This is a genomic window from Fuerstiella marisgermanici (genome assembly GCF_001983935.1).
Taxonomy (GTDB): Bacteria; Planctomycetota; Planctomycetia; order Planctomycetales; family Planctomycetaceae; genus Fuerstiella; species Fuerstiella marisgermanici.
Genome location: NZ_CP017641.1, coordinates 8,710,422 through 8,725,806 on the forward strand (window position 1 = coordinate 8,710,422; position 15,385 = coordinate 8,725,806).

The window sequence follows — 15,385 nt, forward strand, 5'->3', positions numbered from 1 at the left end:
CGGGCTATTTCTTTTTCAAAGTCTGTATGTAGGCGACGACGTCCACAATCTCCTGAACGGTCATGACCTTCTGTAGATCGGCGGGCATCAGCGAAACTGTTTGCTTGACCTTTTCATCAATCTCATCCAGCTTGAACGTGCGGATCAATGCATCGTCGCCCTTGATGCTGATACTGTCATCCGTTTCACTGGTGATCAGGCCCGTGATCGTCGTGCCGGATGCCGTGACCAGCGTATACGCTTCGTAATTGTGACTGATGCCCGCGCTGGGAAAGATGATCGATTCAAACATCGCCTGGGGACTTAGCTTGCTGCCGATCTCCGAAAGGTCCGGTCCGAATTCGCGACCAATCTTGTTGACGATGTGGCACTTGTGACAGGTGCCTGTGGTGTTGAAGATGAGTCGACCGTTGACCGGGTCGCCCTTCATGGAAACCAATTGGCTGATCGGCGGAAGCGGCTTGCCTTCCTTCACGGCTGGCAGCGGAAACAGACGGTCGGCCATTTCCCGAGTCGACCGCGAGGGAGCGGCATGCAGTGCGGCGGCGACGGTTTGCGTGAGTTCCGGATCAAGCGTTTTGTGCTCAACAAGCCCGGCCAGCTTCTGAGCACCACCGTTCACTCGCGAAGCGGCTCGCACAGCAGCTCGCCGCACATCGATCGCTAGAGCCTTGTCCTTAACGGCCGCCAGCAACGGTCCGTTGATAGCATTGTCCAGAGAATTGCCCATCACGGTAGCCGTCGCGATGGCCGATTGGGCGTCGTCGCCTTTGAGAGCCTGCGTCATCAGCTTCCACTGTTTGTTGCGCAGCAAAGCTCGAATGGCTTCGACGCCGATCTGTTCGTTGGGATGGGCCTGAGCCAGCGTGAGCAAGTCGCTGTAGCGATCGGTAAGTTGGAAACGTTCGACTAGTTCAATGTACTGTGATGTTCCCTTCAGGTCAGTCAGAGCTCGTTGCAGTGCCGCTTTCGCATCGGGGTTGGATGCAAAATCTTCGCTGCTCAACCGCTGCAGCGATTCCGCGATAACCAGAGGGGCGGTGTCTTTCCGTAGGCGGCCGAGTGTGCCGGGTTTGAGCAATGTTGCCACCTCGGTGGCAACGTTTGACTTTGGTTGAAAATCGAGAGCCCGGAAATACTCCAGGAGAATTGGTCTAGACTCTTCCAGACTTGCGCCCACTGCCAAATGTAGAATGTGTTGCGCGATCCTGCTAGCAGACTCATCGGCTCGGCTACGCCACACAACGTCGGAAACGATTATGTTTGCGCGATCTGATTTTCGAGTGCGCATTTCTGACCAAATGGTCTCCAGACAGTTGTCCCAGTCGCCGTGAGCACCGATGCCAAGGGCTTCCAGATACCAGCGGTCGTGAGACGGAAGCGGCAGCTGTAGTGCGAGTGTCGTCCACAGTTTGGCTTTGCGATCTGATTTTATATGTCGCAGCGCCACCGCACATTCGCGACGTACCTGAGGCGACTTATCATCAACCAGCTTCGTTACCGTGCCCACCACATCAGTGTTCGTGCGCCGAGCCAATCGCAGCCCGGCGATGCGAATATTGCTGTTGCCGTGTTTGACGGCGGCATCGATGTAGTGCTGAGTCTTGCCGTCAATCTGCCCCAGCAACCACAGCGCTCGCGCCTGAAAGCGTGGATTGTTGTCGTCAGTGAACATCTTCTTCAGCACGGCTTCGGCGTCTGCACCTGCGGCGTGCAGTTTCTGCCATGCCAGATACCGAGTCGCCACGTTGGGACTTTTCAACGCTTCTGCCGCGCCTTCGACGGTGCTGAAGTCAGGCTTGGGCGAAACGTATTTGGTGTTGCCTTTCGGGGCGACTCGGAACAGTCGCCCGCGTTGGATGTCGCCCTGCCGGTGGCCGCCGACGCCGGGGTCGTACCAGTCGGCGACGATCAGCGAACCATCGGGTTCCACGCACACATCTGACGGACGGAACCACTGGTCGCGAGTCCCCGTGAGGATGTCGTTGATCTCCGCTTTGTAGCCCGCTCCATCATCACTGACGGCGTAGCTGCGGACGACGTTCGGGCCCGCGTCGCAGTGAATCAGTTGGTTCTGAAAACGCTTCGGCAGAAGATTGCCTTCGTAGATTAGGATTCCCGTCGGTGAACCCGCTCCGGTTTGAAGCAGGTTCGGGACAACGCCTGGATCGTTCAGGTGCCAGTGGCGTTCTGGGATCGTGTCTTCCCAGCCGGTGCGAGGTTCTCGCCAACCGGCTCCGGTGAATTCATCCTTGTATCCGTAGTTGCCGTATTCCATCACGAAGTTGATGCGGACGCCTTTGTTGCCGTCGTCGTCGTTGTCGGACTGCCAGATCGCGCCGAAACTGTCGACGCAAAGCTCCCAGTTATTGCGGAAGTTCCAGCCCAAAGTATCGACCTTTGAACCATCCAGCTCGCAGCGAAACGCCATGCCTTCCTGATACGGTTTGCGATTCGCGATGACTTCGTTGCCCGCCACGTCGACCACTAAATTGCCATCAGGAGTATGCAGTTCGTTGCCGTTGTTGCCGAAGTTGAAGTACAGGCGTCCGTCGGGGCCGAACGTGAAGCTGTGAATCCCGTGGTCATGTTGGACACCTTTGATACCAGTGAACATCACTTCCTTGCGATCGGCCTTCAGGTCGCCGTCGTCATCGTAGAAGTTGAAGACGTTTTCACCGGCGGACACGATCACTCGATTGCCCAGCACGCAGACGCCGTGAGCCGAATCGATGTCTCGCCCCTGATAGAACGTCGTTTCCTTGTCCGCTTTGCCGTCACCGTCGGTGTCTTCCAGAATCAGAATGCGGTCGCCTGCTTCGCGCGCCGGATTGTCTTTGTTGGCGAAGTGGCGATAGTTTACGACTTCGCACACCCAGATCCGGCCCAGATGGTCGACGTCGATGTTCGAAGGACTTAGTAGCAGCGGTTCGGCAGCGAACAGTGTGGCTTCCAGCCCGTCCGCGACGTCGAGTGCCGCCACAGCGTTTTCCGGTTTGCGAACCGGCTTTTCATCGGCTGATACAAAATTGGACGCAAGAATCAGCAGGGCAATCGAGAAACTTCGCACGTAGGAAAACTCCAATAATGGAATGGTACGGGGCGGGCTCGAGGATCAACTTTATCGTGTCGCTTAGGTTGCTTTGGCGATACCCTTCCCACTTCAATTGCGGGAGCAGTGAATCAAGTGTTCGCTGGCAAGCCTTGCACGGTTTGCGTATCGTCACAAAACTGAAAATCAAATTCCACCCACTTTTCGCATCATGATTTACAAGATTTGCACCCAGGACCAATGGCAGGCTGCTACAGAGTACGGGCGGTTCGAAGGTGCGCCGGTCGATCTGAAGGACGGCTACATTCACTTTTCGACCAGCCGTCAGGTTGCGGAAACCGCAGCGAAACACTTTTCCGGACAGAAAGATCTTCTGCTGCTGGCAGTCGACGAAGCACAGATGGGCGATCGGTTGAAGTGGGAAAAATCGCGAGGCGGGGATTTGTTTCCTCACCTGTACGATGTGCTTTCAGTTGACGATGTGGTCGAAGTCATGGACCTGAAGCTGGGGCCGGACGGCGTGCATCAGTTCCCAAAGTTGGCGTAACACAGAGCAAATGGTCACCCTTAACAAAATCTACACTCGGACCGGCGATTCAGGTCAGACTGGCATCGGCGATGGTACTCGAGTGTCCAAGCTGGACGCGCGCATCGTGGCGGGCGGCAGTGTGGATGAAACAAACTGCTGCATCGGAGTCGCGGCGGCGCAATGCACAGACGCGAGCCTGAAATCGTTGCTGCTGACGTTGCAGCAACGGCTGTTCGATCTGGGAGCAGACCTCACTTCGCCGTGGCGGCCGGATGACGCAGACGATCGCTGCCCGCGAATGACACTTCAGCATATCGAATGGCTCGAACAACAGATCGACCGCTTTAACGAACGCCTCTCAGCCTTGAAAAGCTTCGTGCTGCCAGGCGGCCAGCCGTGCGCGGCGTCGCTGCACCTGGCTCGCAGCGTGTGTCGGCGAGCGGAATTGGATACACTTCGGCTACAAAACGGCACGTCTCTGAATCCACAAATTGTGGTCTTTCTGAACCGCTTATCCGATCTGCTTTTTGTTCTGGCTCGCGATGCCAATGACCATGGAGCCATGGATGTGCTGTGGGAACCAAGCCGCCGACGTCCGTAAAAGCCGTCTAAACTGACTACTGAAGAATTCTACGAGAACGCTAACCCACGCTGTGATTATCAGTGTGAATCAGCAGACCACCAACCATCCGCCGACAATCCCGCCCGAGTGAAGAATCATGAAACCACTTTTGCTCCTGACATGCCTTTTGGTTATCCCCGCCCCGCTGGACGCCGGCAATCCCGGATCGGACTCTTCCACCATTGAAGTCGGCGCGCAGGACTGGCCGTGGTGGCGTGGTCCTCATCGAAATGGGATCGCGAGTTCAGATCAGCATCCACCGCTGAAATGGAGTGAAACGGAAAACGTGTTGTGGAAAGTCGCCGTGCCGGGCCGCGGCCATGGTTCAGCGACGGTGGTTGGCGATCAGGTCTTCCTGGCGTCTGCCGATCACGAAACCGAACAGCAAGCCGTTCATTGCTACGACCGTCAGACGGGCGAAGAACTCTGGAAGACGGTTGTCCACAAGGGAGGCTTCACGAAGAAGGGCAACGAAAAAGCGTCGCTGGCTTCGACCACAGTCGCGTGCGACGGTGAAAATCTGTTCGTCAACTTTCTAAACGACGGAGCCGTCTACACCACGTCGCTGGATCGCAATGGCAAGCAGTTGTGGCAGACAAAGATCAGCGATTACGTCGTCCATCAGGGCTACGGTAGTTCGCCCGCGCCATATAAGAATCTGGTCATTGTGTCTGCCGACAATAAAGGTGGCGGCGCGATTGCCGGGCTGGAACGAGCGACAGGCAAGATCGCGTGGAAGCGGACTCGCCCGGAAAAGCCGAACTATCCTTCTCCCATCATTCTCAATGTCGCGGGCAAAGATCAGTTGCTTATGACGGGCTGCGACCTTGTCACCAGTCTGGACCCGTTGACAGGCGAAGAAAACTGGGAGATTGAAGGTGCGACGACCGAATGCGTGACTTCCACCGTCACGGACGGAACTCGTATTTTCACAAGCGGCGGATATCCCAAGAACCACATCGCAGCCGTGGCGGCCGACGGTTCCGGCAAGGTGGTTTGGGAAAACACCGTTCGCACGTATGTTCCATCAATGCTGGTGAAAGACGGCTACCTTTATGCTGCGTTGGACGCGGGCATCGCCACGTGCCGCAAGAGTGACACTGGCGAAGAAGTCTGGAAGGGCCGCCTGGCGGGCACATTCAGCAGTTCGCCAGTTTTGGTCGGCGATCGGATTTACGCCACCAATGAAGAAGGCACGACGTTTGTTTTCAAAGCCACGCCGGACAAGTTCGTTGAACTCGCTCGCAACAAGCTGGGCGAAAGCGTCTTCGCGACCCCCACGATTTGCGGAAGCCGGATCTATGCCCGAGTGACTCATAAGATTGACGGTAAGCGGCAGGAGTTCCTGTATTGCCTGGGCGAAAAATAGGCGGCAACGACGCGGCGTATTTCCGCAGCCGGATTTTATTCCGGCCCGTGGTACGCCGCCCCGGCTTGCCCTGCGGGGATTTTCGCATCTAGACTACGATGAGTGGTCGAATGCGGGGCATGGTCGAATGCGAGACGGCGACGGCCAGAGTGTTTGCGAGCGATCACGCAGTCAATTCAGGGAGTCGCTTAATATGTCACGGAAAATGCTGCCGATCCTGCTCCTGCTGCTGGTGGTGCCAGCCGTTGGTTTCTCGCAGAATCCCTCGGAGAATGCTCAGGAACCGGCCGCAGAAGTCCCCGCCATTGAGGTGCCGGACGGTTTCCGAGTAGAGCAGTTCGCTGGTGACAGTCTGGCTCATGACATTCACTGCCTGACCCTGGATTCGAAGGGGCGAGTGGTCGTGGCCGGGCCGGGCTATGTCCGAATTCTAATCGACGACGACAACGATGGTCGCGCCGATCGTTTTACGACGTTCTCTGACGGTCCAAAAACCGGGGCTCAGGGAATGTACTTCACGGGGCCACACCTGCTGTGTTCTGGCGACGAAGGCTTCCAGATTTATCGCGACGAGAATCGCGATGACAAAGCCGACGGTCCTCCGAAGACGCTGCTGAAGATCAAAGCCGGCGGCGAACACCATGTGCATGCCATTCGGCGCGGACCGGACGGTTGGTGGTACGTGATCGCAGGCAATATGTCTGAAGTCACCGCCAGCTATGCGACGCTCACGACGTCGCCGATTAAGAAACCCTTCGCGGGCGTGTTGTTGCGTTTTAAACCGGATCTATCTGGCGGCGAAATTGTGTCGGACGGTTTTCGGAACGCCTATGACTTTTGCTTTTCACCTCAAGGCGACGTGTTCACCTTCGATAGCGACGGAGAACGCGACGTGTCGTTGCCGTGGTACGAACCGTGTCGCGTCTTCCGCACAACGCCGCGATCGAATGCGGGCTGGGTGTCTCGCAGCTGGAAGCGGCCAGGTGATTTTGCCGACATGCCGATGGTGGCCGCTGCGTTTGGGCGAGGTTCGCCGACCGGCGTTGCCTGCTACTGTCACACCCAGTTCCCCAGCCGCTACGACGGCCGAGTGTTCGTGATGGACTGGACGTTCGGTCGCATCCTGACCGTGTCACCGAATTCAACGTCTTCAATCGCCGAAGCCGGTGATGCGACCGCTCAGCCCGACGTGTTTGCCACTGGCAGTGGGCAGTTCGGTTTCGCACCAACGGACCTGGCGGTTGGCCGGGACGGAAGCCTGTTCGTCAGTGTGGGCGGGCGAGGCACCAGCGGCGGCGTGTATCGCATCTTCTACGAAAACGCCGTGACGGACACCAACACAAATTCACCAGCATCCGGTGATTCGGAAGAGCAAAAACTGGAATACGTTTTAAACGCGCCGCAACCGGGGAGCAGCTGGTCGCGGGCGCAATGGTATCCCCGCACGGTAGACCTTACGGCACAGCCATTTGTTTCTGCCGCAACCGATGAGGGGCGTCGGCCTGCCCAACGAATCCGCGCGATTGAAGTGTTGACCGACGTGTTCGACGGAATGGACGCGGCGACATCGGGCAAGCTGTCGCAGTCAACGTCACCGGAAGTGCGAGCTCGAACAGCATGGGCGATCGGCCGATCGTCATCGCTGTCTGACCATGCTGACGCGCTGACGAATCTACTGGGCGATTCAGATCCGCTGGTCGCTCGGTTCGCGCTGGAAGCTCTAACCACCACAACGGCATCCGATGCAGCTCTGCTTGATAAGTGCCTGCCGAAAATCGCGGCGAGTCTGTCTGCGGATGACCGGTTTGTGCGATTTGCCGGATCACTGGTTGTGCCGAAACTTAGCGAACAGCAGCAAACGGAACTTCGCGAACTCACCAAAAACAACGCTCATGCATCAGTGATGCTGGGTTTCGGACTCGCCGACCGTTCGGACCGTTTTCACTTCGACGCCGCCAAAATCGCGGCTCAGGTAATCGCAGACCCTTCTGCGGACATCGCACACAAACGCGACGCTGTTCGGCTGCTTGAATTGGCATTGGGAGACGTCGGGCCGCAGAAGGGCGTGGCTGGGATGTTTGAAAGCTATACCGCGCGAGCCGACCTGAAGCCGCATGAGTTGCAGCTTAACCCGGTACGAATCGTCATTGCGGAAACATTTGCTTCCGGCGACAGTGCTTACGATCGCGAGTTGATCCGCCTGATCGCGATGCTTGGATCGCTGAACGCAGAACTCATTCCCAAACTGCTGCAGCAGATCACCGCAGAATCGCATCCGGCTCACGACATTCATCGACTTGCTGCGCTAAGCCGCGTTCACGCCGTGCGCTCGCCCGAACAAACCAGCGCCACAGCCGCCGCATTGGTGAATCTCGAACACAAAATCCGTACGCAGAATCTTAAGCAGGATTCCAACTGGGACGATCGAATTGGAGAACTGTACGAGGGACTGAATTCGGTGGACCGCCAGTTGGCTGTCGTGATCGGCCGTCAACCGGGCTTTGGACTGCCGGGGCATGTTCCTTTTTTGAAACTGATTCCGCCCCAACACACTCAACACGCGATCGACGGTTTCGCGAGGCAGGTTCAGGCCGACGACGAATATCTGTGGAACAACGATGTCGTGTTTGTGCTGGGACGCTCGACCAATCCACAGCACCGGCAGCTGCTGCGTCGCCAGACGGACAATCTTTCCATTCGGGATGCTCTGGTTGTCGTGCTGGCGCGACAGCCGGAGTCGGACGATCGGCAATTGTTTGTCGGTGCGCTCGATTCGCCTTCTGTTTCGGCATTGAACGCCGCCGTGACCGCGCTAGCAAAACTGCCCAGCGACGACGGTGCTGCGGAGCAGTTCGCTCTCCTATCGGCCGCGCGACGCTTGAAGAACAGTCCGGCGGAATTCGCTGTGCGAGAATACGCGGTTCGGCTGCTGCAAAGAAATACGGAGCAGAAATTTGGTTTTCAGTTTGGAACGTCGGGACACGATCCGCAGGCGGCGGTCTTCGAACAGTGGCGTACGTTTTTAAAGCAGCGTTATCCAAAGTACGTGGCACCGGGCGACGGCGGCAAAGCGGCCGACGAATTACTGGCGTCGCTGGACGATGTCGCGTGGGAACAGGGACAGGCGGCGCGGGGAAAAGTGTTGTTTTCAAAGTTAACCTGTGATCGCTGCCACGGCGGACGCAAAGCGTTGGGGCCCGATCTTCAGGGAGTCGCGAAACGCTTTTCCGTGAAGGACTTGTTTGCGGCAATCGTCGATCCGAATCGCGATGTTTCTGAACGCTATCAGACCACGACGATTGTGACGACGGACGGAAAAGTGCGTTCCGGGTTGATTGTCTATCAATCTGTGGACGGGTTGCTGCTGCGAGATGCGGCTCACAACACGTTTCGGATTGAAGCTGACGAGATCGAGACGCAGGTCAAAAAACGCGTCTCGTTGATGCCCGGAGGTCTGTTGCGCAATGTGTCCGACCAGGATTTAGCGGACCTGAATGCGTGGCTACGCGGACTGTAAAAGCGACCTGCAGTGTTGACGTCACGCGGCGCGTTGGATCTGCGGTTGCGATGCGTACCAGCTTAACGCTCCGGTCAGCCTGGCCTTTTTTTCACCGCCGGGCAGGTATTTCAGCGTCTTCGCAGCGGCCGCCGCGATGGGACGCGGAAGAGTAGCCAGAATGCCGGGGCGCAGTTCAATTCGCTGACCAATCGGGCGTTCGACGAACCCCATTCCACGTTTGAACAGATCCAGCGATTCGCTTCCCGGTTGCAGCGACTGCAGACCAATCGACACCTCAGAAATTTCAGGCCGCGCCATGGTGTGCTCAAGGTACGTAAACAGCATGGCGTTGTTCGGCCGGAACTTCAGTTTCTCCTGACTTGACCGCACGATGGATACATATTCGGTCGACCCTGCTCGAAAGGAAATCAGGTACGCAGCCAGACGACCTTCGTGCCGAGCGGCCCATGCCGTTGCGGCAGGAGATTCCGATGCGGCCGCGAAATAGGCTTTCCAGTAGGATTCGAAATTGTTCGGTAGTTTCCGGCCCTGACGAATAATCGTGTCGGCGTGAAGCTGGATCCCTTCGCTGCCCAGATCAACAGGATCGATCTGCCCAGCTTCGCAGTTACGCAGCCCCTGCCGAGTCTTGTTACGAGCCTTGTTGACCAGCGTCGCCATTCCGTATTGCTTGTCCGTGACGACATGCTGAAAACTGGCAACGCCGGAATCGACACTGCAGGAATATCGCACCATCAGACCGTCATCTCCCAGGACGTCGGCCGTTTGAAACGTGGCCGAATCGACATCGGCGTCGTATGGAATCGTCGTGTACGCTTTGGGGAAAATATCGAACCACAGGTGACCGTGGCACTCGCGAATGCGGTGTCCGATTTTCTGCAGGAACTCAGCGTGATATTGAGGATCCATAACGGCCGTCCGTGGCGTGTGGAAGTAGGTTCACTGGCGATGCTGGCGCTCATGCTAGAGCAACTTGCAGGACCGTTCAATATGCCTTCTCAGCGACGGCCATCAGCGGCAGTTTTTGCCGAACGGAACTCAAATAACAACGTCAGGACTTTCGAGCGTAGGACGTTCTTTTCTTCACGGCTCGAAACACCACATACGAGTCGACGCGGTGAGTTTCGACGCCGCCGAAGACAGCTCCCAGTTTGTTGCGGTACCACTTCTCGCGTTTGGTCACCATCCACATTTCGCCACCGATCGCCAACCGGTTGAAGCCTTTGAGGATGAAATGTTTCGGCACTGAGAAGTCGGCGTGGTACGGTGGGTTGCTCAGGATTTTGGTGAATTCGTTTTCCCGAAAGCTACGGAACCCATCGCTTTGAAGCGTCTGAATCTGGGGTACACCGTTTGCGACCGCGTTCGCCTTCGCAATCTCAACGGCCGTTAAATCATTATCCAGCATGAAGACGTTCTCTTCGCCGCTGAATTTCGCGGCGTAAATCCCGACCACTCCGCAGCCGCAGCCCAGATCCAGCACGCGATCGCCAGCCGAGAACTCAACGCATTTCAGCATCGCCAGCGTCCCGGCATCGACTCTTTTGGGCGAAAATAAAGTGGGGTGTGAGGCCAGTGAAAGGCGGATGCCTTTGATGTTGACGTCGATGTTTTCCACGGTGAGCCTGTTTTCTGTAGTCGACGTATCTTGAAATTTGGTGGTCGAGTGGTTGGGGCTTCGACGTCCAGGGGGCGCCACATGTCTCTGTGAATTCCGCGAAAGAGCGGCAATCCTGCGAGGTTGGCGATTCGAATGGGGCGACGCAACCGCGTCAAGCCGCCGGCAACACGAGAATTGTGGGCGGAAGGACGTGGTCGCGCGTTTCGCTTGGTCCTGGTCGCTCCTATAATGCCCCGCTTTCGTGTCGCGGACCGTTGCCGGACGCTATTTTCTCACGCTCTGAGAGCTTTTTTTTGAAATTTGCTGCTGACGCGACCTGTCGCCGCTCGGCTTGTCTGGAAAATCCTGTGCTTAGAACTCACACGTGTGGCGAATTGCGCCGTTCTGATGAAACAAAGTCTGTGACACTGTCCGGCTGGGTCAACAGCTACCGCGACCACGGCGAAAATCTGGTGTTTATCGACCTGCGCGACCGCTACGGGAAAACTCAGATTGTCTTCAATACCGAAGAACACAGCGAAATCGACTCCATCGCTCGTAAATTGCGTCGTGAAGACGTAATTCAGGTGGTTGGCGAAGTTCGATACCGTGGCGACGATCTCGTCAATCCGAAGCTGGATACCGGTGAAATCGAAGTCCGTGTTCATGAATTGAAGGTGTTTAGCCAGAGCAAGACGCCGCCATTCGAAATCGACGGTAACGAACTGCCGAACGAAGAACTTCGCCTGAAGTACCGCTTTGTCGATCTGCGTCGCTCGCCGCTGCAGGAAGCCATGAAGTTGCGGCACGATCTGACGACGGCCGTGCGAGACTACTTCAACAGCAACCAGTTTCTGGAAATCGAAACGCCGATTCTGGGCCGCAGCACGCCAGAAGGAGCTCGCGATTATCTGGTGCCCAGCCGGGTTCACCATGGAGCGTTCTACGCGTTGCCGCAGTCGCCTCAGATTTACAAGCAGATTCTGATGGTGTCCGGATTCGACCGCTACTACCAGATTGCACGCTGCTTTCGCGACGAAGACCTGCGAGCCGATCGTCAGCCTGAATTCACTCAGATCGACGTTGAAATGTCGTTCGTCGAACGCGACGACATTTTGGAGATGATTGACGGCTTGGTATCGCACGTGGTGAAGTCTGTCCAAGACATCGACCTGCCCACGCCGCTGCCGCGATATACCTACGCAGACGTTATGGAGCGCTACGGCAGCGACAAGCCGGACCTGCGATTCGGCATGGAACTGATCGACATCGGCGACGTTGGCGCAGCCAGTGAGTTCGGTGTGTTTAAGTCGGTCGTCAACAACGGCGGGCGTGTGCGAGGCATCAACGCGAAAGGTGCGGCGGATAAGTACAGTCGTCGACTGCTGGATAAAGATCTGAAAGACTTTGTCGGCGAATACGGCGCCAAAGGACTGGCCTACATGAAGGTCGCCGGCGGCAAGCTGGAATCGACGATCGCGAAGTTCTTTAACGAAGAACAACAGCAGGAAATCATCAAACGCATGGATGGCGAAGACGGCGACCTGCTGCTGTTTGTCGCCGATGCCGCCAAAGTGACGTCCAACGCTCTTGCGGCATTAAGAAACCGAATGGGCAAGGAGCTGGAACTCTATGATCCCGCTGAATTCTCAGCGTTGTGGGTCGTCGACTTCCCGCTGCTGACGTGGAACGAAGACGAACAACGCTATGACGCGGAGCATCATCCGTTCTGCGAACCGAACAAACAGGATCTTGAGTACCTGAAGACGGATCCGTCGAAAGTTCGAGCGGATTCTTACGACCTTGTCATCAACGGCTACGAAGCCGCCAGCGGCAGTGTTCGTATTCATGATTCGGGCGTGCAGCAGACGATTTTCGATTTGATGAACATCAAAGAAGAAGAAGCGGAAGCTAGATTCGGCTTTCTTCTGGAAGCGCTGCGTTATGGTGCACCGCCGCATGCGGGCGTTGCTCTTGGGCTGGACCGTTGGGTGATGCTGCTGGCTGGCAACGACAACATTCGAGACGTGTTGGCGTTCCCGAAAACTCAGCGAGCGTCCGATCTACTCACCGGTGCTCCGGCAGGCGTCGACGAGCATCAGTTGAAGGACTTGCATATTTCGGTTGAAGATGAAGGTGAAGAGTGAGAGGTCCAGAGGCGAGTGTCGAGAATCCATAGCCATCGCAGCTTATGCGTTGCTCTGGACTCTCCACTCTAAACGCTCGACTTTTCCGACCGCAGGGAGGAAACCAGATGACAAACCTCACAGAACCGCAGCAGCAGGCCGTCGACCACTTCGAAGGTCCGTTAATGGTACTGGCCGGACCGGGGTCGGGTAAAACTCGTGTCATCACGCATCGCATCGCCAAACTGCTGGCACGCGGCGTCGCACCGAATAGCATTCTGGCGCTGACGTTCACCAACAAAGCGGCTCGCGAAATGGCGGAGCGAGTCGATTCGCTGCTGAATGGCGTTCGCGTGGAAGTGAGCACGTTTCATCGGTTTTGTGCGAGGCTGCTGAGACGCTTTCATGATCATGTGGGGTTGAAGAACAACTTCACGATTCTGGATTCGTCCGATCAGGTGGCGCTGGTGCGAGCCATCATGAAAGACGTGGGCTTCGATACAACGACTCACGATCCACGACGCATTCTGAACCGCATCAGCAAGGCTCGGAATGATCTGATCACGGCGGAAGACTTCCGCATGCAGCACGAAGAACGTGTTGGCGATTTGCTGGACGCCGTCGTGTACGAAGTCTTTCCGGAATACGAACGCCTGTTGCTGCACAACAACTGCGTTGACTTCGACGCTTTGCTGCTGCACGTGGTCGACATGCTTAGCGGCAACGACGAACTGCGTGAGTATCTTGACCTGCAGTTTCGCTTTGTGCTGGTCGACGAATATCAGGACACCAATCTGGCGCAATACCGCATTGTTCGAGCACTCTCGCAGCATTGTCCGAACCTGTGTGCGACCGGCGATCCTGATCAGTCGATTTATGGCTGGCGAGGTGCTCGACCGGAAAACATCGTGCAGTTTGAGCAGGATTTTGGCGGCACGAAGATCGTTTCGCTCGACCAGAATTTCCGCAGCACGGCGTCGATTGTCCGTTGCGCGGATCAGTTGATTTCGCACAACCCGCGACGACATCGCAATGCTCTGCACACGGACAACGAAGAAGGTCCGCCCGTGCGGATGCGCGTGTATTCGGACGGTGAAATGGAAGCCAATGAAATCGCGGCTGAGATCGCGGAGTTGGTGAACAGCGGGAAACGAAAGTATTCCGATTTCGCAGTGTTCTACCGCGTGAATGCGTTGTCGCGTTCGGTGGAAACGGCGTTGTCGCGGCACCAGGTTCCGTTTCAGGTGGCGTCGGGATTCAGCTTTTACGAACGAGCTGAAGTGCGGGACCTGATCGGGTATTTGCGGCTCATCGAAAACTCGTCCGACGACGTGGCATTCGTGCGCATTGTCAATCGCCCGGCTCGCGGGATCGGTGATAAAACGGTACAGCGATTGACCGAATACGCCCGTCAAAACGGTGTGTCGTTGCTGGATGCCGCCGCGAAGGCCGCCGACATTCCGTCCCTGACGGCTCGCAGCCGCAAGCCGCTGAAGGGATTCTCTGACCTGATTCACAAACTGCAGAAGAAAGCGGAAAGCGGAAACGTTCGCAAGCTGCTGGAACGTCTGATCGACGAGATCGATTATTTCAAGCTGTGGAAGGATGAGAACGACGAAGTTGACACCGATCGCAAGGCCAACATCTACGAACTTCTTCGAGCAGCCGAACTGTATGAGGACGCTCAGGAAGACGCCGAACATCCGCCATCGCTGCAGGGGTTTTTGGAACTGGCGGGGCTCACCAGCGAAGCCGACAGTGTGGACGAACACAAGGGTGCTGTCACACTGATGACGATGCACGCTGCCAAGGGCCTGGAGTTTCCGGTTGTGTTTGTATTGGGTGTGGAGTCGGGTTTGATTCCTCACGAACGAGCCATCCGCGACGGCGATCCGGCCAGTTTTCAGGAAGAACGTCGCCTTCTGTTTGTGGCCGTCACGCGAGCGATGGAAGAGCTGAATCTGACGCAAACACGTCAACGCGATTTTCGCGGCGTCCGACGTTACACGATAGCCAGTCCGTTTATTCCGGAAATGGAAATGGAAGTCGTCGCCGAAGACGATCAACCAGCGCCCCAAATGCGGCAGCCTTCCGCACTCGATGAATTCGTGATCAAGGCAAAGCAACGATACCAGGCGGCTCAATCGGTGCCCACGGCTCCCAAAATCATGTCGGCGGCTGATCTGGAAAAGAAGCTGGCCGCCATGAAGGCTGGCTCGGCTCCGGACGACGCTGCCGGGGCGGCTGGTGACAAGGGCATCGAAGCGGATCGCCTTCGTCCCGCATCGTTTGTTGTAGAATCGATCGGACAAATGGAAGCTCCGGCGACTTCGACTGATGCCGATAGCTTGTTCGCCGCCGGCAGACCAGTTCGGCATCCTCGCTACGGTAGAGGCGTGGTACTGGAGGCGTCGGAAGGCGGCAGTCGAGCGACCGTGACCGTGCTGTTTGAGGCGGACGACCGCGAAGAAACCTTCGTCACCGCGCACTGTCCACTGCAGCCCATTGGTGCCGGGTAGACCGCGTAAATGTCGATGCTGAACACTTAATTACTACAGCCACGGCAA

The 15,385-nt window shown here is 56.8% G+C and carries 9 protein-coding genes; 6 read left to right on the forward strand and 3 right to left on the reverse strand.

The window, feature by feature from the left end; translation table 11 throughout:
* Positions 1–4: 4 nt before the first annotated feature.
* A complete protein-coding gene (locus Fuma_RS33000; protein WP_145944506.1) occupies positions 5–3,070 on the reverse strand; it encodes a PVC-type heme-binding CxxCH protein in 3,066 nt (1,021 codons plus the stop codon).
* A 193-nt stretch (positions 3,071–3,263) separates the two neighbouring features.
* Between Fuma_RS33000 and Fuma_RS33005 the strand changes: the two genes are divergently transcribed.
* From Fuma_RS33005 to Fuma_RS33020, 4 genes are all read left to right on the forward strand, one after another.
* Positions 3,264–3,599 (forward strand): DUF952 domain-containing protein, encoded by a 336-nt coding sequence (locus Fuma_RS33005; RefSeq protein WP_077027867.1) that lies wholly within the window; start codon positions 3,264–3,266, stop codon positions 3,597–3,599.
* Positions 3,600–3,609: 10 nt separating this feature from the next.
* Complete coding sequence (locus Fuma_RS33010) at positions 3,610–4,182, forward strand: cob(I)yrinic acid a,c-diamide adenosyltransferase (RefSeq protein ID WP_077027868.1); 573 nt, start codon at positions 3,610–3,612, stop codon at positions 4,180–4,182.
* A 118-nt stretch (positions 4,183–4,300) separates the two neighbouring features.
* Positions 4,301–5,572 carry an outer membrane protein assembly factor BamB family protein gene (locus tag Fuma_RS33015; protein ID WP_077027869.1) on the forward strand — a complete coding sequence of 424 codons (1,272 nt, stop codon included), beginning with the start codon at positions 4,301–4,303 and terminating at the stop codon, positions 5,570–5,572.
* A gap of 193 nt (positions 5,573–5,765) precedes the next feature.
* On the forward strand, positions 5,766–9,089 hold the full coding sequence (locus tag Fuma_RS33020; protein ID WP_158521214.1) for a DUF7133 domain-containing protein: 3,324 nt from the start codon (positions 5,766–5,768) through the stop codon (positions 9,087–9,089).
* Positions 9,090–9,110: 21 nt separating this feature from the next.
* On the opposite strand, the gene Fuma_RS33025 is transcribed toward Fuma_RS33020, so the two are convergent.
* Positions 9,111–10,001 (reverse strand): GNAT family N-acetyltransferase, encoded by an 891-nt coding sequence (locus tag Fuma_RS33025; protein ID WP_077027871.1) that lies wholly within the window; start codon positions 9,999–10,001, stop codon positions 9,111–9,113.
* Between the two features lie 142 nt (positions 10,002–10,143).
* Positions 10,144–10,710 (reverse strand): class I SAM-dependent methyltransferase, encoded by a 567-nt coding sequence (locus tag Fuma_RS33030; RefSeq protein WP_229360800.1) that lies wholly within the window; start codon positions 10,708–10,710, stop codon positions 10,144–10,146.
* A gap of 350 nt (positions 10,711–11,060) precedes the next feature.
* Here Fuma_RS33030 and aspS point away from each other — a divergent pair, with 350 nt between their 5' ends.
* Positions 11,061–12,839, forward strand: coding sequence for an aspartate--tRNA ligase (aspS, locus tag Fuma_RS33035; protein ID WP_077027872.1), 1,779 nt, complete (start codon positions 11,061–11,063; stop codon positions 12,837–12,839).
* Between the two features lie 107 nt (positions 12,840–12,946).
* Complete coding sequence (locus Fuma_RS33040; protein ID WP_077027873.1) at positions 12,947–15,337, forward strand: ATP-dependent helicase; 2,391 nt, start codon at positions 12,947–12,949, stop codon at positions 15,335–15,337.
* Positions 15,338–15,385 lie beyond the last annotated feature (48 nt).